Source organism: Azospirillaceae bacterium (genome assembly GCA_028283825.1).
Lineage (GTDB): Bacteria > Pseudomonadota > Alphaproteobacteria > Azospirillales > Azospirillaceae > Nitrospirillum.
In genome coordinates, this window is record JAPWJW010000003.1 from 1,700,663 (window position 1) to 1,722,525 (window position 21,863).

General features: G+C 68.4%; 23 protein-coding genes, 2 tRNA genes and 1 pseudogene. 11 read left to right on the forward strand and 15 right to left on the reverse strand.

Annotated elements, in window-relative coordinates; genetic code table 11:
* Positions 1–212: 212 nt before the first annotated feature.
* From PW843_19610 to PW843_19635, 6 genes and pseudogenes are all read right to left on the reverse strand, one after another.
* Positions 213–419 carry a hypothetical protein gene (locus PW843_19610; protein MDE1148784.1) on the reverse strand — a complete coding sequence of 69 codons (207 nt, stop codon included), beginning with the start codon at positions 417–419 and terminating at the stop codon, positions 213–215.
* Between the two features lie 23 nt (positions 420–442).
* Positions 443–862: a Fur family transcriptional regulator gene (locus tag PW843_19615; GenBank protein MDE1148785.1), complete on the reverse strand. Its 420-nt coding sequence runs from the start codon at positions 860–862 to the stop codon at positions 443–445.
* A gap of 173 nt (positions 863–1,035) precedes the next feature.
* Positions 1,036–1,389, reverse strand: coding sequence for a helix-turn-helix domain-containing protein (locus PW843_19620; protein MDE1148786.1), 354 nt, complete (start codon positions 1,387–1,389; stop codon positions 1,036–1,038).
* Entirely contained in the window at positions 1,386–1,964 is a 579-nt protein-coding gene (locus PW843_19625) for a Smr/MutS family protein (GenBank protein MDE1148787.1), read from the reverse strand. The genes PW843_19620 and PW843_19625 overlap by 4 nt, the downstream gene beginning before the upstream one ends.
* An 87-nt stretch (positions 1,965–2,051) precedes the next feature.
* Positions 2,052–3,285: pseudogene (locus PW843_19630) on the reverse strand (murein transglycosylase A).
* Positions 3,286–3,362: 77 nt separating this feature from the next.
* Entirely contained in the window at positions 3,363–4,097 is a 735-nt protein-coding gene (locus PW843_19635; protein ID MDE1148788.1) for a Tim44/TimA family putative adaptor protein, read from the reverse strand.
* Between the two features lie 162 nt (positions 4,098–4,259).
* Here PW843_19635 and PW843_19640 point away from each other — a divergent pair, with 162 nt between their 5' ends.
* Positions 4,260–4,727, forward strand: coding sequence for an FxsA family protein (locus tag PW843_19640; protein MDE1148789.1), 468 nt, complete (start codon positions 4,260–4,262; stop codon positions 4,725–4,727).
* 132 nt (positions 4,728–4,859) lie between these two features.
* Here PW843_19640 and mutS read toward each other — a convergent pair whose 3' ends face one another.
* Positions 4,860–7,502, reverse strand: coding sequence for a DNA mismatch repair protein MutS (gene mutS, locus PW843_19645; GenBank protein MDE1148790.1), 2,643 nt, complete (start codon positions 7,500–7,502; stop codon positions 4,860–4,862).
* Between the two features lie 134 nt (positions 7,503–7,636).
* Positions 7,637–8,125: a low molecular weight phosphotyrosine protein phosphatase gene (locus PW843_19650; GenBank protein ID MDE1148791.1), complete on the reverse strand. Its 489-nt coding sequence runs from the start codon at positions 8,123–8,125 to the stop codon at positions 7,637–7,639.
* Positions 8,126–8,374: 249 nt separating this feature from the next.
* On the opposite strand from PW843_19650, the gene PW843_19655 reads away from it, so the two are divergent.
* The 3 genes from PW843_19655 (at position 8,375) to PW843_19665 (ending at position 10,857) form a co-directional block, all read left to right on the forward strand.
* Positions 8,375–9,043, forward strand: coding sequence for an ATP-binding cassette domain-containing protein (locus PW843_19655; protein MDE1148792.1), 669 nt, complete (start codon positions 8,375–8,377; stop codon positions 9,041–9,043).
* Positions 9,040–10,248, forward strand: coding sequence for an ABC transporter permease (locus PW843_19660; protein MDE1148793.1), 1,209 nt, complete (start codon positions 9,040–9,042; stop codon positions 10,246–10,248). Before PW843_19655 ends, PW843_19660 begins: the two co-directional genes overlap by 4 nt.
* A 144-nt stretch (positions 10,249–10,392) precedes the next feature.
* On the forward strand, positions 10,393–10,857 hold the full coding sequence (locus PW843_19665; protein MDE1148794.1) for a DUF3299 domain-containing protein: 465 nt from the start codon (positions 10,393–10,395) through the stop codon (positions 10,855–10,857).
* Between the two features lie 148 nt (positions 10,858–11,005).
* Here PW843_19665 and PW843_19670 read toward each other — a convergent pair whose 3' ends face one another.
* Positions 11,006–11,404 (reverse strand): MAPEG family protein, encoded by a 399-nt coding sequence (locus PW843_19670; GenBank protein MDE1148795.1) that lies wholly within the window; start codon positions 11,402–11,404, stop codon positions 11,006–11,008.
* A 155-nt stretch (positions 11,405–11,559) separates the two neighbouring features.
* The gene (locus PW843_19675; GenBank protein ID MDE1148796.1) at positions 11,560–11,979 is read right to left on the reverse strand and encodes a metallopeptidase family protein; all 420 of its coding nucleotides are present in this window, start codon (positions 11,977–11,979) and stop codon (positions 11,560–11,562) included.
* A gap of 176 nt (positions 11,980–12,155) precedes the next feature.
* Between PW843_19675 and PW843_19680 the strand changes: the two genes are divergently transcribed.
* Positions 12,156–12,953: a DTW domain-containing protein gene (locus tag PW843_19680; GenBank protein ID MDE1148797.1), complete on the forward strand. Its 798-nt coding sequence runs from the start codon at positions 12,156–12,158 to the stop codon at positions 12,951–12,953.
* Positions 12,954–12,986: 33 nt separating this feature from the next.
* Positions 12,987–13,895: a subclass B3 metallo-beta-lactamase gene (gene bla, locus PW843_19685; protein ID MDE1148798.1), complete on the forward strand. Its 909-nt coding sequence runs from the start codon at positions 12,987–12,989 to the stop codon at positions 13,893–13,895.
* Positions 13,896–13,898: 3 nt separating this feature from the next.
* Here the strand turns inward: bla and PW843_19690 are convergent, their stop codons facing one another.
* From PW843_19690 to PW843_19710, 5 genes are all read right to left on the reverse strand, one after another.
* Entirely contained in the window at positions 13,899–14,264 is a 366-nt protein-coding gene (locus PW843_19690) for a LapA family protein (GenBank protein ID MDE1148799.1), read from the reverse strand.
* Between the two features lie 119 nt (positions 14,265–14,383).
* Complete coding sequence (ihfB, locus tag PW843_19695) at positions 14,384–14,665, reverse strand: integration host factor subunit beta (GenBank protein ID MDE1148800.1); 282 nt, start codon at positions 14,663–14,665, stop codon at positions 14,384–14,386.
* Between the two features lie 614 nt (positions 14,666–15,279).
* Entirely contained in the window at positions 15,280–17,004 is a 1,725-nt protein-coding gene (gene rpsA, locus PW843_19700) for a 30S ribosomal protein S1 (GenBank protein ID MDE1148801.1), read from the reverse strand.
* A gap of 147 nt (positions 17,005–17,151) precedes the next feature.
* Complete coding sequence (gene cmk, locus PW843_19705; protein ID MDE1148802.1) at positions 17,152–17,826, reverse strand: (d)CMP kinase; 675 nt, start codon at positions 17,824–17,826, stop codon at positions 17,152–17,154.
* Positions 17,827–17,840: 14 nt separating this feature from the next.
* Complete coding sequence (locus PW843_19710) at positions 17,841–19,208, reverse strand: 3-phosphoshikimate 1-carboxyvinyltransferase (protein MDE1148803.1); 1,368 nt, start codon at positions 19,206–19,208, stop codon at positions 17,841–17,843.
* A gap of 266 nt (positions 19,209–19,474) precedes the next feature.
* Here PW843_19710 and PW843_19715 point away from each other — a divergent pair, with 266 nt between their 5' ends.
* From PW843_19715 to PW843_19735, 5 genes are all read left to right on the forward strand, one after another.
* Positions 19,475–19,882, forward strand: a complete 408-nt coding sequence (locus tag PW843_19715; GenBank protein MDE1148804.1) for a TIGR02300 family protein — start codon at positions 19,475–19,477, stop codon at positions 19,880–19,882.
* A 147-nt stretch (positions 19,883–20,029) separates the two neighbouring features.
* Positions 20,030–20,105 (forward strand) — tRNA-Ala (locus PW843_19720).
* 231 nt (positions 20,106–20,336) lie between these two features.
* A tRNA-Ala gene (locus PW843_19725) sits at positions 20,337–20,412 on the forward strand.
* Positions 20,413–21,064: 652 nt separating this feature from the next.
* Entirely contained in the window at positions 21,065–21,367 is a 303-nt protein-coding gene (locus PW843_19730) for a RebB family R body protein (protein MDE1148805.1), read from the forward strand.
* Positions 21,368–21,419: 52 nt separating this feature from the next.
* Positions 21,420–21,821, forward strand: coding sequence for a hypothetical protein (locus PW843_19735; protein ID MDE1148806.1), 402 nt, complete (start codon positions 21,420–21,422; stop codon positions 21,819–21,821).
* Positions 21,822–21,863: the final 42 nt, after the last annotated feature.

A 21,863-nucleotide genomic window follows, 5' to 3' on the forward strand; every position in this document is an offset into this window, starting at 1 on the left:
CGGGCGGCAACGCCCCTTGACCAGTGCAAGGGGCGCAAGGGCAGCGTGCGAGCCCGCCACAAAGGCCCTGCCCCACCTGCCGCTGATCCCCCTGTCTCCTTCCTAGGCCGCGACCGCGGCCGCCGGAGCTTTTTGGGGAGCGTCAGCGAACCGAAAAGCGAGGACAAGGCAAGGCCCCGGATGGGGCCGCCCGCCGCCTGAGGGCATCCTGACTAATGCCTCAACCCCGCATGCACCCAGCCGGTGACCATGGCCATGACCTCGGCCGGCAAATCGTCAGGGGTGGGGTGGTGGTAGCGATAGACGGCGATCGCCGCCTCCAGGCAGAACTTCTCGGGCTGGCCGCCGTCGCGCATCCCCTGGTACGCCCGCACCACGGCGGGACGGCAACAGTCGGATTGGTCGCCACCGCAGCTCATGGGCCCGGTCCCCTCCCCGCCGCTCAGGAGCGCTTGCGGTTCAGCGGCACACCGTACAGTTCCAGCCGGTGGCCGATCAGCTCATACCCCAGCTCGGCCGCCACCTTTTCCTTCAGGCGCTCCAGTTCCTCGCTGCGGAACTCGATCACCTCGCCCGACTGCAGGTCGATCAGGTGGTGGTGGTGCTCATCGCGGATTTCCTCATACCGCGCGCGGCCATCGCCGAAGTCCAGCCGTTCGATGACGTTGGCTTCCTCAAACAGGCGCATGGTGCGGTAGACGGTGGCGATGGAGATGTTGGGGTCGATCTCGACCGCGCGGCGGTAGACCTGTTCCACGTCCGGGTGGTCCACGGCCTCGGACAGCACGCGGCTGATCACCCGCCGCTGCTCCGTCATCTTGAGGCCCTTCTGGATGCAAAGCTGTTCAAGACGCGATGGCATGGCGAGGCTCCGAAAAAGCATGGATGGCGCGGGTGGCGCGAAGTATGCCCCATCCGCTGTGCGGACAGGAAACTATAAGTATTCTAAACTGGACACCCCCGCCGGGGCGAGCGGAAATCGCAGCAAGGCTGCCGCCGTTTGGTCGCATGAATCGGCCGGCATGAAAAGTGGTGTCAGCCCGTCCCGATCATCTCCAGCAGGCGCTCCAGGTCGGCATCGCTCATGCGGCCGATGCGCTGGGCCAGGCGGTTGGCGGCCAGGGTCGCCTTAGGTGACAGGCCGCTGGTGTCCACCACCACGCGTGGGTCGGACATCCTGGCCAGACGCTCCATCTCCTCCGCCTCGTCCCAGATGATGCCGAAATAACCGCAGATCTGGCGTACCAGCATGGGGGACGGCGTGCCCTTGCGCCCATGTTCCAGGGCCGACAGGTAGGCCGACGAGATGTGCAGGGCCGCCGCCATGTCCTTCAGGGCCAGGCCATGCTGTTCGCGCAGGTCCCGCATCCGCTGGCCGAAGGGGGTCATGACCGCTGGCGTTTCAGCAGGATATAGAGGGCGCCGCCGCCGCCGTGCTGCGGCTGGGCCTGGCGGATGGCCAGGACCAGGGGACGCAGCGGCGCCTCCCCCAACCAGCGGGGCACGGCACCGCGCAGCACACCCTTCTCCCGGTCGGGGCCCAGGGGGGTGCCGCCGGACCCCTTGCCGGTGATGATCAGCAGGGTGCGCCGCCCCTCGCGATGAGCCCGGGCCACGAAGCTGTTGAGCGCGCCATGCGCCTCCGCCTGGGTCATGCCGTGCAGGTCCAGGCGGCCGTCGATGGCCAATTGCCCCCGGCGCAGGCGGTCGTCGGTGCGGCGGTCCAGGCCGGCGCGGGCGCCGAACACCAGCGGCGGATGGGTCAGCGGCGCCACGGGCGGTGCCGGGCGAACGGGCGCTGACGCCACCGCCGGCGCGGGGGCCGCGACCACCGCCTGGGGTGTCGGCGCCGGTGGGGCGGGCGGCAAGGGCTGGCCCGATTTGCGGATGGGTGCCGCGTCGCGCATCACCTCACGCCACAGGCGTATTTCCTCGGACGTGGGCGCCCGTCGCTGTCTGCTCATGATCGCGGCGCCTCGATATCCCTACAGCTGCCCCATGGGTGATGGCGGCCAGGATAGGCCGCACGGGACAGAAGTCGCAACAGAACCTCAGGTGGACGGGCCGCTCGACGCCGCCGGGGCCACGGCGGCCGGGTTGACGGTACGCGGCAGCAGCAGCCAATAGCCGCCCCGGCTTTTCATCACGCCGGCGCGCTGTTCCGCCTGGGCGCCATAGCCCCAGAAGACGTCGCCGCGCACGGGGCCCTGGATGGCGCCGCCGGTGTCCTGGCTGACCATCAGGCGGGACAGACGCTTGTCATCATCCTGCGGATCGGTGACGTCCAGCCAGACGGGCACGCCGTAGGGGATGAAGGTATGGTCCACCGCCAGCGACCGGCCGGCGGTCAGGGCCACCCCTTGCGCGCCCAGTGGCCCGTCGCCGTCCATCGCCTTGAAGAAGACGTAGGACGGGTTGCCCTCCATCGTCGCCTGGGCCTGGGCCGGGTTGTGCCGCCAGCCAGGCGCGGATGGACTGCATGGTGATGCCATCGCTGTCCAGCTTGCCGGTCGCCGCCATCTGCCGGCCGATGGCGGCATAGGGCCAGCCGTTCTGGCCGTCATAACCGACCCGCATCACCGACCCGTCGTCCAGCAGGACACGGCCGGAGCCCTGGATTTGCAGGAAGAAGGCGTCGACCGGATCGTCCAGCCACACCAGTTCCAGCCCCTTGCCGGCCAGTGAGCCGGCATCGATGCGGCGGCGGTCGTCATAGGGCTTGAGGCGGCCGTCACTGACGCGGCCGGCGATGCGCTGGCCCTTCAGGCTGTCGCGGAAATCGCCCAGATCCACCATCACCAGATCGGCCGGGCGACGGTAGAGGGGTGTGGCGAATCGGGCATGGCGGGTGCGGCTGCCGCGCAGTTCCGCCTCGTAATAGCCGGTGAACAGGCCATCGGCGTTGCCGTTGTCGGTAGCGTGCCAGGGCTGGAACCAGCGCTCCAGCGTGGCGCGCAGGGCGGCGTCATTGCCCAGGGGCACGTTCTTCAACGCCGCACAGGGCGCGTCCCAATCCATCGGCCGGCCGGCCACGCCCGTGGTCTGCCGCCCCATCTTCTCGCACGATTTCAGCAGGGGCAGCTGCGCCTCGGCCACACGGTCGTCCTGCCAGCCGGGCAGGTCGGTGAAGGCGGCGGGTTGCAGGACCAGTTTCTGCCCCTGGGGCGATACGGGCGGAGGCGCCGGCGCCTCCCCCAACCCCAGCCAGGAACAGGCGGTGGTCAGCAGCAGCAGGGCGCCGGCAACAACATGCGTCGCGCGGTCAAGAACGGGCCGACACGGCATGGGCGACGTATCCTCACGAAGGCGGGCCAGGGACCTCAGGAACGGGGGTGCATCCCCCGAGGCACTGGCCTGGGACCTTAATGCGGAACGCGGGTTTCGACCAGACGCCAGTTGGGGTCCGTCGATTTCGTATCGCGGGCGAACGTCCAGATGTCCACCACCTCGGCCGAATGCTGGGCGTCGCCATCCACCACGGCGCCGTGGGCGTCGCGGGTGACGTTGGTCTGGTGGGTGACGAACTTCACCGTGCACAGGGCCTGGCCTTCCAGCAGGCGGGCCTGCACCAGGTCCACCGTGTCGAATTCCTGGATGTGGGCCTCCAAGGTCTCCCCCGCCTGGTTGCGGGCCTCGATGGCCTTGGCGAAGTCGGTGTAGACGACGTCGGCCAGCAGGGGCCGCAGGGCGGCGGTGTCGCCACGGGCGAAGGCGTCGACGATGATGGAAAAGGCGGCCTCCGCCCCCTTCAGGAAATTGCGCTCGTCAAAGCTGGGGTCGGCCTGGCGGATGCGGGCCAGCCCGGCATCCAGCGACAGCGGGCCGTCATACTCCGGCGGGGTCACGTCACGCGCCGTGCCCTCGATGACAGCGCCCGGCGCCGGATAGGGCTGGCCGGGCTGCTGGAAGGCGGGCGGAACGGCGCCCGGTCCCGGGCGTTGTGCCGTGGGCGGCGGGGGCGGCACCACGGTGAAGGGGTTGGGGCGTTCACGTTCATCCCCCGTCTTGCGGCCCAGCGCCTTGTACAGCTGATAGCCCAGGAACACGGCGATCATCGCGAAGATGATGATTTCGACGAAGTAGGAGTTGTCACCCATGGCTCACCCAACCTCCGGCGCTTTCCCGCGCCCCAAAATCGGCCGGCCGCCCATCCCTGGATACGCGGACACGGCCCCACCATGTTAAGGTTCGGAACACCACCCTGGATGCCCCAACCCTATCGCTTGTAGATAGGGGGCACCCGCTGAAAGAGCAAGCTTATGCGCCTTCCCGTCCTGATCGTCGTCTATCTGCTGCTGGAAATCGCCGCCTTCGCCTGGGTGGGCGAGAAGGTGGGCGTGCTGGGCACGGTGGCGCTGGTGGTGCTGTCCACCGTGGTCGGCCTGTGGCTGGTGCAGCGCCAGGGCCTGGACGCCCTGCGCAAGGCGGCGGGCCTCGCTCCCGGCCAGGCCCCGGTGGTGGAGGCCTGGGACGGTTTGTGCCTGGCCACGGCCGGCGTGCTGTTCGCCGTGCCCGGTTTCGTCAGCGACGCCCTGGCCGTGGCCCTGCTGCTGCCGCCGGTGCGCCGCGTGCTGCTGGCCCAGGCCCAGCGCCTGTCGGGCGTGCGCTTCACGGTGCGCACCGGTGGAGACGGCTTCACCCCCCGGCAGCCCACCACCGTCATCGATGGCGATTTCGTGGATGTGACCAAGCCTGAACCGCCTGCGGGCCACCTGCCCCGGGAATGAGTCTTTACGTTTTCCCTCAGGCGCCGGCAGGGCCATCCGGCCCCTTGGCTATCCTCGCTTTCCAGTCTGCTGCCGCTTCCCGAAAAGCTCCGGCGGACGCCGTCGCGTCCTAGTCGCTTCGCTCCAGGGCGCTTACAACAACCCCTTCAGCCGATACAGTTCCTCCAGCGCCTGGCGGGGCGTCAGTTCATCCGGGCTCACGTCCTTGAGGGCCGCCAGCGCCGGTGACACCGGTGCCGGGGGGGCGGATGGTTCCGGTGCCCGGCGCACCGGCGCGCTGAACAGGGGCAGGTCGTCGGCCAGTCGGGTCACGGCACTGCCCTGGTCCCCCGCCTCCAGGATGGCCAGCACCTCTTCCGCGCGGGTGATCACCGTGGCCGGCAAGCCCGCCAGGCGGGCGACGTGGATGCCGTAGCTGCGGTCGGCCGCACCTGCCGCCACCTCATGCAGGAAGACGACGTCGCCCTGCCATTCCTTGATGCGCATGGTGTGGCAGGACAGCGACGGCAGCTTGGACGCCAGCGTCGTCAGTTCATGGTAATGGGTGGCGAACAGGGCGCGGCAGCGCGTCACCTCATGCAGGTGCTCCACCGCCGCCCAGGCGATGGACAGGCCGTCGAAGGTGGCGGTACCGCGTCCGATCTCATCCAGGATGACCAGGCTGCGCGGGCTGGCCTGGTTCAGGATGGCCGCCGTCTCCACCATTTCCACCATGAAGGTGGAGCGGCCGCGCGCCAGGTCGTCGGCCGCCCCCACGCGGCTGAACAGCCGGTCGACGGCGCCGATGTGGGCGGTGTCGGCGGGCACGAAGCTGCCCATCTGCGCCAGCACCGCCACCAGGGCGTTCTGGCGCAGGAAGGTGGACTTACCGGCCATGTTGGGACCGGTCAGCAGCCACAGGCGGTTGGCGTCCGACAGGTCGCAGTCGTTGGCCACGAAGGCCACGCCGGCATTGGCGACCAAGGCCGCCTCCACCACCGGGTGGCGGCCGCGAACGATGGTGAATTCACGGCTGTCGTCCACCACCGGGCGGCACCAGCGGCATTCCACCGCGATGTCGGCCAAGGATGTCGCGACGTCCAACTGGGCCAGCGCCTGGGCGGTGCTGGCGATGTCGTCGGCCTTGGCCACCACCGCCTGGGTCAGTTCCTCGAACAGCGCCAGTTCCAGGGCAAGGGCCTTGTCGCCCGCCTCCGCCACGCGGCGTTCCAGGTCGGACAGTTCCACCGTGGTGAAACGCATGGCGTTGGCCAGCGTCTGGCGGTGGATGTAGGTGCCGCGCTGTTCGGCCGCCATCAGCTTGTCGCCGTGCTGGGCCGTGACCTCGATGTAATACCCCAGCACGTTGTTGTGCCGGATCTTCAGGGTGTTGATGCCGGTGTCGCCGGCGTAGCGGGCCTGAAGGTTGGCGATCAGCCGGCGCGAATCGTCGCGCAATTCCTTCAGCTCATCCAGGGGGGCGGAATACCCCTGGGCGATGAAACCACCGTCGCGCGCGTTCAGCGGCAGGTCGGGGCCCAGGGCCCCGGCCAGGGTGCCCACCAGGTCGGCCGGCACCTTGATGGCGCGCAGGGCATCCAGCAATCCGGGCGGCAGCGGCGGTTCCAGGGCGTTGCGCAAGGCGTCCGCCGGGAAGGTGCCGCAGATCTCACGCGCACGAATCAGGCCGTCGCGGATGCCGGCCAGATCGCGCGGGCTGCCCCGCCCCAGGCTGATGCGCGACAGCGCACGCTCGATGTCCGTCGCCCGACCCAGATAGGCGCGGATGTCGGCGCGCAAGGCGCCCTGTTCGACAAAATAGCCCACGGTGTCCAGCCGGCGGCCGATGGCGGCCGGATCGGTCAGGGGGCTGGCCAGGTGCACCGACAGCAGGCGGGCGCCGGCCCCGGTGACCGTGCGGTCGATGGCGCCCAGCAGGCTGCCGCGCTTTTCCCCCGTCAGGGTGCGCGAAAGTTCCAGGTTGCGGCGCGACGCCGGGTCGATCTCCAGCACCGCCCCCAGTGCCAGGCGGCGCGGATGGTCCAGGCGCGGCACCCGGCCCTTCTGGGTCAGTTCCACATAGTCGACCAGGGAACCGGCGGCCGCCACCTCCGCCCGGCTGAAATTGCCGAAGGCGTCCAGGGTGCCGACGCCGTAGAGGTCCAGCAGGCGCTGGCGGCCGTTTTCACTATCGAATCGGGCGTTGGGCTGCACCGTCAGCTGGTCGCGCCATTCGGCCCACAGCTCGAACAGGTCGGGCTGCTGCGTCAGGCGTTCCGACAGCAGCAGTTCGCCGGGGCTGAGCCGCGCCAGGGCGGCCGGCAGGGCCGGGCGATCCACCGGCTGCAAGGTCAGCTCACCCGTCGACAGGTCCAGCCAGGCCAGGCCCAGGGCGCCGCCCACATCGGCCAAGGCGGCCAGGTAATTGTTGGACCGGGCATCCAGCAACCCGTCCTCGGTGATGGTGCCGGGGGTCACCACCCGCACCACCTCACGCCGCACCACGGACTTGCCGCCGCGTTTGCGCGCCTCCGCCGGGTCCTCCGTCTGCTCACAGATGGCGACGCGGAAGCCCAGGCGGATCAGGCGGGACAGGTAGTTCTCGTGCGAGTGGACCGGCACGCCACACATGGGGATTTCCTCCCCCAAATGCAGGCCGCGCTTGGTCAGGGTGATGTCCAGCGCGCGGGCCGCCGCCACCGCGTCGTCGAAGAACATCTCGTAGAAATCGCCCATGCGGTAGAACAGCAGGGCGCCCGGATGCTGGGCCTTGATCTCCAGGTATTGCGCCATCATGGGCGTAACGGACTGGTTGACGGGGGCCGAGGACGAGATGTCGTTGGTGTCGGGCACGGGCGCTAAATCCAGTAGGGCGGGGCGATGGGGTCCCACAGGTATAGCGCCGACGGGCCCCGGGGGCCAAGCCGGAGTCAGCGTGCCAGCCGCCGGTGCACCTCATCCAGCAGGCCGTCGGCCGCCGCCTCGATCAGGTCCAGCACGGTGTCGAACTGATCTTCCGACCCGTAATAGGGGTCGGGCACGTCGTGGCCCTGGTGGTCGGGCGCGAAGTCCAGGAACAGGCGCACCCGGTCACGCTTGGCCGGCGGCGCCAGGCGGCGCAGGAAGTCCAGATGGTCGCGGTCCATGGCCAGCACCAGGTCGAAGCGGTCGAAATCGCCGGCATCCACCCGGCGGGCGCGCAGGGACGACAGGTCCACGCCGCGATGGCGCGCGGCCTCCACCGCCCGGATGTCCGGCGCCTCGCCCACGTGATAGCCGTGTGTGCCGGCACTGGCGACCCGAACACGGTCGCCCAGGCCGTCCAGGGCCAGGCGGCGGCGCATCACGCCCTCGGCGGTGGGGGAACGGCAGATGTTGCCGGTGCAGACGAACAGCAGGGAAATCTGGGGGTCGCTCATGGCCATGCCTTCATGATGGGGGCAATTCCGGGACCAGGTCGGCGGCGACGATAACAGGCCAGCCCGCCGTCCGCCAACCATCCAAGGGAGAGGTTGGCTAATGGGACGCGCGGTTGGGGGGATGGGCTGCGACGCTGCCACGCGGACCTTGGCTGTTGCGGCGACGCCGCCATCCCCCCAAGATGCGCCCTTCGCGTCCCCGCCGGTGGCAGCCGCCGGGGCGATGGTTGTTACGGGAAAGCGAATCGCATGCCCCTGATCGATGTCACCGGTCTGCGCCACGCCGTGGCCGGGCGGGCGGTGCTGGACATCCCCCATTGGACGGTGGAGGCCGGGCGCCACCACCTGTTGCTGGGCCCCAGCGGCAGCGGCAAGACCACCCTGATCCACGCGCTGGCGGGGCTGAAGCGGCCGGAGGCCGGCACCATCCGCCTGGACGGCCAGTCGGTGTGGGACCTGTCCCCCGCCGGGCGCGACGCCCTGCGCGGCCGGCTGATCGGCATCGTCTTCCAGACCCTGCACCTGGTTCCGGCCCTGGACGTGGCCGGCAACCTGCACCTGGCGCGCTGGCTGGCGGGCCTGCCGCGCGACACGGCGGCCGTGGCCGGCGCCCTTGCCCGTGTGGGCCTGGGTGACCGGCTGTCGGCCAAGCCGGAAGCCCTGAGCCAGGGTGAGAAGCAGCGCGTGGCCATCGCCCGTGCGGTGGTGACGGCGCCCAAGCTGATCCTGGCGGATGAGCCCACATCCGCCCTGGATGATGAGAATTGCGCCCGCGTGCTGGACCTGCTGCTGGAACAGGCGGACGCCTGCGGTGCCACCCTGCTGATCGCCACCCATGACGAGCGCACGCGCGCCCGCATATCCGACCGCCTGGACCTGCCCAAGCTCAGCGCCGATACGAAAGGCCACGCCGCATGAACATCCTCGGCCTGGCCTGGGCCTACCTGAAGCGGTCGGCCCTGACGACCTGCCTGAACGTGGCGCTGCTGGCCCTGGGCACCGGCACCATCGTGGTGCTGATCCTGGTGGGCACGCAGTTGCAGGACCGGCTGGCCAAGGACGCCGCTGGCGTGGACCTGGTGGTGGGCGCCAAGGGCAGCCCGCTGCAACTGATCCTGTCGGCGCTGTACCAGATCGACATCCCCACCGGGAACATCCCCCTGTCGCAGGCGCAGGCGCTGGCCGCCGACCCGATGGTGGCCCAGGCCGTGCCGGTGTCCATGGGCGACAGCTTCCGGGGCTACCGCATCGTCGGCACCGACCCGTCCTTCGTGGCGCTGCGCCAGGCGCGCGTGGCCGAGGGCCGGCTGTGGCAGGCGCCGATGGAGGCGACCCTGGGCACCCAGGTGGCACGGGCCAGCGGGTTGAAGGTGGGCGATCAGTTCAACGGCACCCACGGCCTGTCGGCCGGCGGGGCGGAGCATGAGGGCACGCCCTACACCGTGGTCGGCATCCTGGCCCCCACCGGCGGTATCGTGGATCGCCTGGTCCTGACCCCGCTCGACAGCGTCTGGGCGGTGCACGAGGCCCATCACCATCATGAGGAGGGCATGGCCATGCCCGAGGGGCAGGCGCCGGAACGCGAGGTGACGGCCGTCCTGGTCCGCTATCGTTCCCCCATCGCGGCCGCCCGCCTGCCCCGCAAACTGAACGCCGAACCGGGGTTGCAGACGGCCTCGCCGGCGGCGGAGATGCTGCGCCTGCTGTCGCTGGTGGGCGTGGGCACCGACACGGTGCGCGGCTTCGGCCTGTTGCTGGTGGCGTCATCCGCGCTCAGCATCTTCGTGGCGCTGTACAACGCCACCCAGGCGCGGCGCTACGACCTGGCGGTGATGCGGGCGCTGGGCGCCACGCGCACACGGGTCGCCAGCCTGCTGCTGGCCGAGGCGTTGGCCATCGGCACCGCCGGCACCGCCCTGGGCCTGGTCCTGGGCCATGGCGCGGTGGAGCTGGCGGGGCGATTAGTGCCGCAGGCCCGCGACATGGGCGTCACGGGACTCCTGTTTCCGGCCACGGAACCTTATCTACTGGTCCTGGCGGCCGGGCTTTCCATCCTGGCGGCCCTGGTGCCGGCCATCCAGGCCTATCGCACCGACGTGTCGGCGGTGCTGTCGCGGGGGTGAGCGCCGCCTGCCCTTAATCGGTCACGATCAGGGATCATCCCTGTCGGTCGTATAAGGATCGAGAGAGTTTTTAGAGAAAGGATTTCGCCATGACGTTCGGGATGAAGCGCCGCCTCACAACGGCCTTGGCTCTGGCGGCGATGGTTGCCGGCGGTCCCGCGCTGGCGGCCGGGAAGAGCCCCGCCACCACGCCAGCGCCGGGCACCGGCCGCCGCGGTGCAGGCCAACGTCCCCAAGGCCACGCTGGGCTGGGACAAGCTGGCCGACGTCAAGGAAGTGCACAGCATGGACAACGGCCTGCTGCGCGTGCGCGCCGCCTTCGGCCCCCAGGTCCAGGCCCTGGAAGGCAAGCCGCTGACCATCGCCGGCTTCATCATCCCGCTGGAGCAGAAAGAGAAGTCCGGCCATTTCCTGCTGAGCGCCATGGCGCCCAGCTGCCCCTTCTGCCCGCCGCCCGGCCCCGCCGACTTGATGGAGGTGAAGACCAGCACCCCCATCGCCATGACCAATGAGCCCATCACCCTGACGGGCACGCTGCACATGGTGGGCGACGACGACAACGGCCTGTACTACCGCCTGGGCGACGCCACGCAGCAGCCGGCGTCTTAATTAAGGTCCCCTCAATCGCCGGGCGCCGGCCTCCGCCGGCTTGGGCTTCCTCGTTCCGCCCTACGGTGCTCACTCCGGGGCCGGCGGTCGCCGGCCTCCAGCGGCACGAATCAAAGTTTCGTGCCGCTGGTATTAGACTTCAATCCCCTTAAACCCCGATCAGCGTGCGGATCAGGCCGATCAGGCTGCCGACCAGCAGCACCATGGTGGCGAAGATGGCCAGGCCGAAGCCGGCGCTGCGCTTCTTCGCCTCGGCATAATAACCCACGGCGTACAGCACGCGGCCGATGGGCCACAGCACGCCGATGATGGCGGCCAGCCGGTCGCCCCAGATCAGGGCGAACAGCCACAGCGACGGCAGGAACATCACCAGCTGTTCGACCGTGTTGGCCTGCACCCGCATCACCCGCAGGAAGGCGGGCGGCCCATCGGTGAACGGCGCCTCGATCCCATGCGCCTTCCGCGCCCGGCCGACCTGGCCCATGGTCCAGAAATAGACGAACAGCGACAGCACCGTGACCAGGGCCGTCCAGACGAACGCGGACATATCTTTTTCCCCCTCAGGCGGCGGGCGCCGGCGTCCCGCCGACTTGCCTCATCCTCGTTTTGCGGTCCACTCCGCTCCCCGCAAAACTGCGGGGCCTGCGGTCGCAGGCCTGGTGACTGAACTAAAATAAAGAACGGCGCCCCCGCGCCGCTCACTCACGGATCGTTGGCTTCGATACCGAACATGTCGTCATCGCTGAAGCCGAAATGGTGGCCGATCTCGTGGATCATGACGTGCAGGACCAGGTCGCCCAGTTCTTCACCGGTTTCGCACCAATAGTCCAGCAGCGGACGGCGGTAGATGAAGATCATGTCCGGCCCATGATTGGCGTCGTTGACCCCGCGCTGGGGCAACGACACGCCGCGATAAAGGCCCAAGATGTCGAAGGGCGTTTCCAGGCCCATCTCCCGCTCCGTCTCCTCATCCGGGAACTCCTCCACCCGGACCACCACATTACCGATGTGGACGCGCAGTTCGGGCGGGATGGCGGTGATGGCATCATTCGCCAGACGCTCGATCTCCTCCAGCGTGGGGGGCGAGGTGAAGCGGCGGGGAAGGACGGTGACGGTGGCCATGGGATATTTACCGCTCAAGGCTATGCTATGGTCTTGACGGGACGGTCCCGTCGGGTCCAGGTCAACGCCGGCCGGCACCCGCCGTCAAGCCTCGTCCGGTGGACCTACCGTCGCAGCCGTAGTGACATGGCCTTCCCGGGGGGTTGTTCCAAGCCCCCCTTATTGAAATCAAACCGATGACCGACGAAACCGCCAACGACACCGACACCCCGCCGGCCGATTCCGCCGGCGCCGCGGCACCCGCCCCCACCGCCTGCCCGCGCTGCGACAAGCCGCTGGACCTGTGCGTGTGCGAGGGGTTGGCCCCCATCGACACGCGGCTGGAGGTGCTGGTGCTGCAGCATCCGCAGGAACAGGACGTGGAGTTGGGCACGGCCCGGCTGCTGACCCTGGCGCTGACGCGCGGTCGGCTGAAGGTGGGGCTGTCCTGGCCCAACCTGGCCAAGGCCCTGGGGCCCCGCCCCGATGGGCGCGAGCCCGATGCCCGGCGCTGGGCCGTGCTGTACATGGGCTCCGGCGACGACGCCACCAGCACCGGGGCCGGCACCCTGCGCCTGGTGGACAAGAAGGGGCAGACGGTGGACGACCCCACAGCCCTGGCCGACCTGGAGGGCATCATCCTGCTGGACGGGTCATGGTCGCAGGCCAAGGCCCTGTGGTGGCGCAACGCCTGGCTGCTGAAGCTGCGCCGCCTGGTCATCCATCCGGACTTCGTCTCGGCCTATGGCAACCTGCGGCGCGAGCCCCGGCGGGAAAGCGTGGCGACGCTGGAGGCCGCGGCGTTCGCCCTGGCCAAGCTGGAGGGGGACGACACCCTGGTGCCCCGCCTGCGGGCCCCCTTCATCGCCCTGGTGGAACGCTACCGCGCCGTGCGCGGCAACCGGCCGCCCAAACCCGGGGCCGGCAAGCCGGGGGCCAAGCCGGGCGCCAAGCCCGACTGGCGTCGGCGGGGACGCCGCCCAGCGGCCAAGTGAACCAACCAAAGAAATAGTCGCGGGGAAATGCTGATGACCGTTGCGCGCCGCCTGCTTCTGGCCGCTTTCACCCTGACAGCGGCCCCCCTGGCGGCAACGGCCACGGCCCGGGCGCAGCCGGCGGCGGCACCGGCGGCCTGCAAGGAAGGGGCGGACTGGAACACGCCGGCCGCTCCCCAGCACATCTTCGGCGATACCTGGTACGTCGGCACCTGCGGCCTCAGCGCCATCCTGATCACCTCGGCCCAGGGGCATATCCTGATCGACGGCGCCACGGAAAAGGCGGCGCCGATGATCGAGGCCAACATCAAGGCCCTGGGCTATGAATTGCAGGACGTGCGCTACATCCTGAATTCGCACGAACACCTGGACCATGCCGGCGGCATCGCCCAGTTGCAGCGCGACACCGGCGCCACGGTGCTGGCCCTGCCGGCCGCGGCCGCGGCCCTGGAACGCGGCAAGGGCGACCGGGGCGACCCGCAGTACCTCAGCATCGATCCCTTCCCCCCGGTCAGCGACGTGCACCGCATCCAGGACGGTGAGGTCGTGACCCTGGGGCAGCTGAAGCTGACGGCGCACGCCACCCCCGGGCACACGCCGGGCGCCACCACCTGGACCTGGGACAGCTGTGAACAGGCGCGCTGCCTGCATGTCATCTACGCCGACAGCCTGTCGGCCTACAGCGACGCGGTTTACCGGTATGGGGATGAGGCGGCACACCCCGGCGTGGTGGCGGCCTTCCGCCAGGCCATCGCCGCCGTGGCGGCCCTGCCCTGCGACATCCTGCTGACGCCGCACCCCGACGCCGCCCGGCTATGGTCACGGCTGGGCCCCAATGCCACGGAGCCGCTGGTTGACGCGAGCGCCTGCCGACGCCATGCCGACACCGTCACCGCCCGGCTGAACAAGAAGCTGGATGAGGAAGAAAAGGCGGCACGCTAAGGATTAGCGCAGGGACATGACCTTGGCCTCGCCCGACACCGGGGCCGGGGCGGCGCGTTCGGCCGCGACCAGGCGCTTTTCCAGGTCGGCGGCGTGCAGGCGGGCGGCATCCAGGTCGCGCTGCACCTGGTCGGCGCGGGCCTTTTCCTTGCGTGCCGCGCGGCGGTGCCGGCCGGCCGACAGCCAGGACACCACCCCACCGATGGCGAAACCCACCACCAGCGACACCAGCACCAGCGCGAACGCCGGCACGGTGATCGTATCGACCAGCGGCCATAACCCCAGGGTCACGCCGTCGCGATTGGAAATCGCGAAGACGATGGCCACCAGGGACAGGGGGATGGATACGATCCAGGAAAGGTAACGCAACACGTCGCTCCACTGCCAACGGCCGCCCCGGACCGCCCCATGAGACCGGGGGCGGCCGCACAGGCGGCCTTCAGAAGGGCCCTGGCATCACCAGGGCCGGACCCCACAGATGGGGCCGATCAGTCCGTGTTCAACTGTTCGCGCAGCTGCTTGCCGGTCTTGAAGAAGGGAATGAACTTCTCTTCCACGTCCACCGACTGGCCGGTGCGCGGATTGCGGCCGGTGCGGGCGTCACGGCGCTTGACGGAGAAGGCACCGAAGCCGCGCAACTCCACCCGGTCACCCCGCGCCAGGGCCTCGGTGATTTCGTCAAAGATGGTGGTGACGATCTTTTCCACATCGCGCTGATAGAGGTGCGGATTGAGTTCCGCCAGCCGCATGATGAGTTCCGATTTGGTCATCGGCAATTCCCCCTTGGGCAAACGGCCCGAATGCAGGTTGGGCCGCTATCTTTTCGTGTCGTTGGTGCCTCCCGGCAGGACGCGGCGGGGATCACATCCATCCCACGCCTAGCGGGTCCCGGCACCAGGCACCGCTTCCCTTGGTGCCCCAGTTTCCACTGGGGGCGTCCCAAGGTCGGCAAACACCGGCCGGTCGCCACCCGTCCCACCCCAACTGTGCCGGAGCCGACCCGTCCGCGCAAGGGTAAGGTCTTCATACTCTTGCATTATCACCGTTTTCGGCAAGCCGGCGGCCTAGCCGTCCGGGCTCGGCCTTTCGGCCGGGGCCCTCTTTCGGAGGAGGCGCCGCCCCATAGCCGCCAGCCCGGTAAACGGTGGTACGAGATGCCATCTCGTGCCGCCGTAGGCGCCCACCGGCGCCGCCGCAGGTTTCCGGGGAGCGTAGCGGACTGGAAACCGAGGAAGCCCCAAGCGACCGGATGGCCGCGCCCGGCGCTTGAGGGAACATTACGAAAAAAGAAAGGGCCGCCCCCGGTTTCCCGGGAACGGCCCTTCCTCAACATCGGAACCGGATGATTCCTGGTCCTGTCAGCCCCCGAGAGGGCTGGTCAGGATCAGACCTCGTCCTTGTCCTTCTGGGCGCGCTTCAGCGCGGCGCCCAGGATGTCGCCCAGCGAAGCGCCCGAGTCGGACGAACCGAACTCGGCCATCGCGGCCTTCTCTTCCTCGACTTCCTTCGCCTTGATCGACAGACCGATCTTGCGGCTGGCGCGATCGATCTGCGTGACCTTGGCGTCGACCTTCTCACCGACGGCGAAACGGTCCGGGCGCTGCTCGGAACGCTCACGCGACAGGTCGGACTTGCGGATGAAGCCGGTGAAGCCGTCGACCACCGACACCTCGATGCCGCCCTCGGTGATGGCGGTGACGGTGCAGGTGACGACGTCGTTCTTCTTGACGCCGGCGACGGTGGCTTCGAACGGATCGCTGGCCAGCTGCTTGATGCCCAGGCTGATGCGTTCCTTTTCCACGTCGACGTCCAGAACCTTCACGCGGACGTGATCGCCCTTCTTGAAGTCCTGGATGGCTTCTTCACCCGACTTGTTCCAGTCGAGGTCGGACATGTGGACCATGCCGTCGATGTCGCCCGGCAGACCAACGAACAGACCGAATTCGGTGATGTTCTTGACCTCGCCTTCCAGCTCGGTGCCGGCCGGGAACTTGTCGACGAACGTCTCCCACGGGTTGTCCAGGCACTGCTTGAGGCCCAGGGAGATGCGGCGCTTCTGCGGATCCACGTCCAGCACCATGACCTCGACCTCCTGAGAGGTGGAGACGATCTTGCCGGGGTGGACGTTCTTCTTGGTCCAGGACATCTCGGAGACGTGCACCAGACCTTCGATGCCGGGCTCCAGCTCCACGAAGGCGCCGTAGTCGGTGATGTTGGTGACGCGGCCCTTGAACTTGGCGCCGACCGGGTACTTGGCTTCCACGCCTTCCCACGGATCAGCCTCAAGCTGCTTCATGCCCAGGCTGATGCGCTGGGTTTCGGAGTTGAAGCGGACGACCTGGACCGTGACGGTCTGGCCGATCTGCAGGGCTTCCGACGGGTGGTTGATGCGGCGCCAGGCGATGTCGGTGACGTGCAGCAGGCCGTCGACACCACCCAGATCCACGAACGCGCCGTAGTCGGTGATGTTCTTGACCACACCCTGCAGAACCTGGCCTTCCTTGAGGTTGGCCACCAGCTCCGAACGGGCCTCGGCGCGGCTCTCTTCCAGAACGGCGCGACGCGACACGACGATGTTGCCGCGCGAGCGGTCCATCTTCAGGATCTGGAAGGGCTGCGGGGTGCCCATCAGCGGGGAGATGTCGCGCACCGGGCGGATGTCCACCTGGCTGCCCGGCAGGAAGGCCACGGCGCCCGACAGGTCGACCGTGAAGCCGCCCTTGACGCGGCCGAAGATGATGCCGGTGACGCGCTGCTGCTCGGTGAACGCGCGCTCAAGCTGCGTCCAGGCCTCTTCGCGCTTGGCCTTCTCGCGCGACAGCATGGCTTCGCCGTGCTTGTCTTCCATGCGCTCGAGGTAGACCTCGACCGTGTCGCCCACCTTCAGCTCGACCGGCTGACCGGGGACGGCGAATTCCTTCAGGGCGACGCGGCCTTCGGACTTCAGGCCAACGTCGATGAGCACCATGTCGTTCTCGATGTTGAGAACGGTACCCTTAACCACCGTGCCTTCGAGGCTCTCGCTCGTGCCGAGCGACTCTTCCAGAAGGGCGGCGAAACTTTCCTTCATCCCACGGTCGGGGGACTTGGCGGCGGAAACCTGGGCCATTTAAACTCCTTGAGTGGATCCAGCATAAGCCCGTTCCAACCCTCCGGCGGACGCCCGGCCGACGGTGGGTTAACTTGGCCCATGGCGTCGGACACCATGCCCGGCGACTTGGGTTGAGTTGGGGGCCGCGCGGCCAAACCGTCCGTTTTAAAGGAAGTCGGGAAACGCGGGTCTGGAGCGGATGAAATCCATGGCGGCGATGAAGGCCTGTTCGGCATCCATCATGGACGTATCAAGCAAAAACGCGTCGACAGCGGGCTTCAGCGGTGCCACCGCCCGTTGACTGTCACGCGCATCACGGACTTTCATGTCCTCCAGGACGGCCTCGTATATAGCCTCAGCGCCAGTATTGCGCAACTCCGACAAACGGCGACGGGCGCGGACCTCAACGTCGGCGGTCACGTACAGCTTGGCCGGCGCCCCGGGACAGACCACCGTGCCGACGTCGCGCCCGTCCAGCACCGCCCCCTTGGCGCCCGCCGGGGGATGGCTGGCGAAATTGCGCTGGAAATCCAACAGCGCGGCCCGCACTTCCGGCACCACCGAAACCTTGGAGGCGGCGGTGGCCACGGCGTCCTGCCGCAAGGCCGGGTCGTTCATCAGGGGCAGCACGGTGGCCGCGTCCAGGCCCCGGGCGGCGGTGATGGCGGCCGGAACGTCGTCCGGCGCATGGCCGGCCCGCAGCACCGTCAACCCCACAGCGCGGTAAAGCGCGCCCGTGTCCAGGTGGGCGAAGCCCAGCGTCGCCGCCAGGCGGCGGGCCAGGGTGCCCTTGCCGCTGGCGGCGGGGCCGTCGATGGCGACAACGAAGGATGCGGTCATGGAAGTGCCTGCGCCTAGCGGGTGGAATCGGGACCGTGGCCTACACCGCCCGGCCCCGGCTGGCAAGCGCCGCCCAGGGCGTTCAGCAGGCGGGCGGCCTCCACCGGAAAGCGGCCATCGCTCACGACCACCGTCACCGGCGCCGCCGTCGCCGTGCCCAGCGCCAGGAAAGCGGGCGCCATCGCCGCCGGCACGCGCACCGTCGCCCCACCGGGCACGGGCCGGCCCCCCGTCACCGTCAGGAAGTCCAAACCGCCCTCGACAGCACCGCCACACGCGGACAGCGCCGCCGCCAGCGTGCCGGCCAGTCCGGAGGACAACCCGCGCACGGACGTGACACCGTCGGCCCCCAGCGCCGCCACCGCCAGCAGCGCCAACTCGCCGGCGCCCAATTGCGCCCCCACCGTCGCGATGCCGCGCAAGGGGGTAGCGGCCGGGCGCAGGCGCAGGTCGGCCACCGGTTCCCCCGCCTGTTCCCGGATGCCCTCCGCCGCCAGGTCCAGCCCCATGTCGCGCAGCAGGCGCAAGGGGGCGGCCCGGTGGTCGTTCATGCCGGCCCCCCTCAGGACCAGGTCGGCCCCGCCGGGGCGCCCAATGGCAACGGCCAGCGTGGCGGCGACCAGGGCGGCGGCGGCCAGCGTGACATCGCCCGCGACATCCACACGCGCGGGCTTCAGTTCATGCTCCCCCGTCACGCTGACGCTGCGGACATCGTCCGCCTGGGATTGGACGGCGATCGCCGCGCCGAAATGGCGCAACAGGCGCTCGGTATGATCGGCGGTGGGCTTGTCCTCCACCACCGTGGTGCGGCCGGCGGTGTTCAGCGCCGCCAGCACCAGGGCGGACTTTACATCGCACGGCACCGGCGTCCGGGGACGGAAGTCGATGGGCACGGGGCCGCCGGTCCCCCGCACCAGAAGCGGGCCGCCGCCATTGCTGATGAACGCGGCCCCCATGCGCCCCAGCGGCGCCAGGGCCGTCTTGAGGAAGGCGGCACTGCCAGGCCCGCCGCCCACCAGGAAGGCGTCGCGCCCTTGCGTGGACAGCAGGCCGGCCAGCAAGGCGAAGGCCAGGGCGTTGTCGCCAACGTCGACCAGGCCCACCGGCGCGCGCAGGCCCCCGACACCCACGCCATGCACCCGCCAGACGCCGGCCTCCCTCGGCGCGACCTGGGCGCCCAGCATGCATAGGACATCAGCCAGGGGCGCCAGGCCCTCGGGCACGCCGGTCACCACGCTTTCCCCCACCGCCAGCGCCGCCAGCACCAGGGCACGGGTGGCGATGGCGGCATCGCCCGGTACCAATGCCGTGCCGGTCAGGCCCGACACCGGGGTCGATGTCCAGGAAATGGGGGGCGCGGCGGCCGGGAGAGACTGGATCATGGGCACGAAAGGGGGCGGTCCTGAGCCGGACGGGATGACGGGGGAAGGTTCAGCATGGGCCCGGCCGCCCCCGCCTGGCAAGGCGGCAAGCCCCCCTTCATGGATAGCTTGCCTGCGCTAAAGCGGCACCTTCTGGGGCCTTTCACGGATTCACGTTTGACAGGGGGCGGGCTTCATGGCAAACGCCCGCGTCTGTACCTTTTTATATGTGCGCCGAAACGGTCTGCCCGGGTCGTTCGTCGCGTGTGCTTTTACGGAGGATTGCCGTGGCGAAACCGGAATGGGGCACGAAGCGGATTTGCCCGAACTGCGGCACCCGCTATTACGACATGCGGAAGAATCCGCCGACCTGCCCCTCGTGCTCGACCGTGTTCGATCCCGAGGCCCTGCTGAAGTCCCGTCGCGCCCGCCCCATCCTGGCGGATGAGCCGAAGAAGGTGGTGCCGTCGTCGGACGACGACGAGTCGCCGCTGGACACCGAGGACGAGGAAAAGGAAGAGGTCCTCGAGGAGGCCGAGGTCGACCTGGAGGTCGATGACCTGGCCGCGGACGCGGCGGCTGAAGACGTTCCCGGCGATGATGACGAGGACGTGCTGCTGGAAGACGCCGAGGAACTGGGCGACGAGGATGACATGGGTGAAGTGGTCGACGTCGAAGGCGACGAAGACCGCTAATAGGCCTTTGAAATCAGGGCGTTGGCCGTTTCGAAAAAAAAGCTCGGAATTCCGAATTTTTCTCTTGATCCGGCCGACGCATCTGAGCATATTCCCGCCCACACCACGCCAGCCCCCAGGCGGCGCGGTACAGAGTTAAAATGGTTTGGGGCTATAGCTCAGCTGGGAGAGCGCTACAATGGCATTGTAGAGGTCAGCGGTTCGATCCCGCTTAGCTCCACCAAATCCAAAAGGCCGGCTGACGACTCAGCCGGCCTTTTGTGTTTTCAGCCTTTCAGAATTTGCGCCGACATCATCTATTCTTGCGCGAACGCCCCCTTGTGGCGCCATTTCCTTGCAGCGCGCACATGCCAGGGTCCCGCCACAACTGCGCACTTGATCTCCATCCCGCATCTGCGCATATTCCCGGCCTCACCGCCGTTGCCCAGATGGCGGGGACCGAATTCAAAGGTTCGGGGCTATAGCTCAGCTGGGAGAGCGCTACAATGGCATTGTAGAGGTCAGCGGTTCGATCCCGCTTAGCTCCACCAAATACAAAGGCCCGGCTGATCCGTCAGCCGGGCCTTTGTATTTTCCGGCGCACGGCTGCCCGCGGCGTTCCAGGAAGCCCGGGAAGTAGCCTGCCTGCACAGCTTGGGGATGCGCAGTTCCACCGTGCCGGCGCGGGTGTGTCAATCGCGGTCACGGTAGACATTGCGCTGAACCAGCCCGGCCGGCCGCTCGCCGTGGCCGGCGCCGATCAAGTCCCGGACTTTCAGTTCCATCAACCGGTGGAACGCCGCGCCATCATCGGGTCGATCACCGTGGTCACCCTCGGTCAGGGCTGTGGTGTGGTGACAAAACACCACCGAAGAACCGCTATACTCCCCCCACCAGATCGGGCCAGGAGGCCGGCGTAGTCGGCTTGAAAGGGCTGACCCGTCGGATGCGTTCCTCCGCCACGCCATGGAACGTGATCATGGCAATAAGCCTACGGGCGGTGGACAGGATTGCCCCGTTCCGCTTGGCCATAGGCTTCGGCGCCCGCTACAGCGTCCCCACAGCCTCCCCCAATCCCTTCCATCTCTTGCGCCATCCCTGCCTTGCCTGGACACGGGATGCCGCCACCCATTCCACGCAAACACGAAAAACGAGTAAATACGTAAGAAATACACCCTATGAAACAAAAGTCACTTACCGCCCATGCACGATTTGTTACCTGAATCCCTGCAAGCCCGCCTGGTGGCAGGCAACGCGCAGTCCCCAAGAAAATCATCGGGTGGCGATATGTCAGATTCAGTGAACCCCCAGATCGTCGACAGCGTAGCCACATCGGCCACCAGCGTCATCGCGGCGGGCCCCAACGTCGCATTGGGCATGTTTTACCAGGCTGCCGGACAGGCTTTCTCGCTGACCATGCAGAACGCGTCCTCCAACCAACAAAACTTGAACGCGCTCAATCCATCCATCGTGGCCAACGCCCTGAAGGTCCTGAGCGGCGCTTAAGCTCTCACGAGCTTGAGCTCAAATGGCAAACGCATGAGCGGAGGATCGCAAGATGGCCTTTCCATTCTTCGGCAACCGGGACAACGGGAAGGAAACGCCGCCAGACGGCGCCTCAGAAAGTAAAGCGGAGGCCTTTGCTCTACCGATCACCGCCCTGACGACAGTGGACGCCGATCCGAACGGCCTGGGCAGCGATGTGATCGGCAGCTTCACCATGGCGGCGGCCGGTCAAGTGGCAGCCATGATCGGCGAAGATACCCGCACCTTCATGCAAAGCATGGAACAGATCTACATCACCGCCACCGCCAAAGCGCTGGCGATGGTAGCCAGTCAGGATCCGGCGAAGCAGGCGGCTGGCACGCTCCTGCTGGCGGACATCACCGCCTCGCAGACGGCCACAACCACCTTCGCCACCAGCACAGCGGTCATCGCCAACAGCTTCGCCAACATCTGACGGGCATCACGCCCGCCGGGCCTGGCCAGCACAACCAAACCC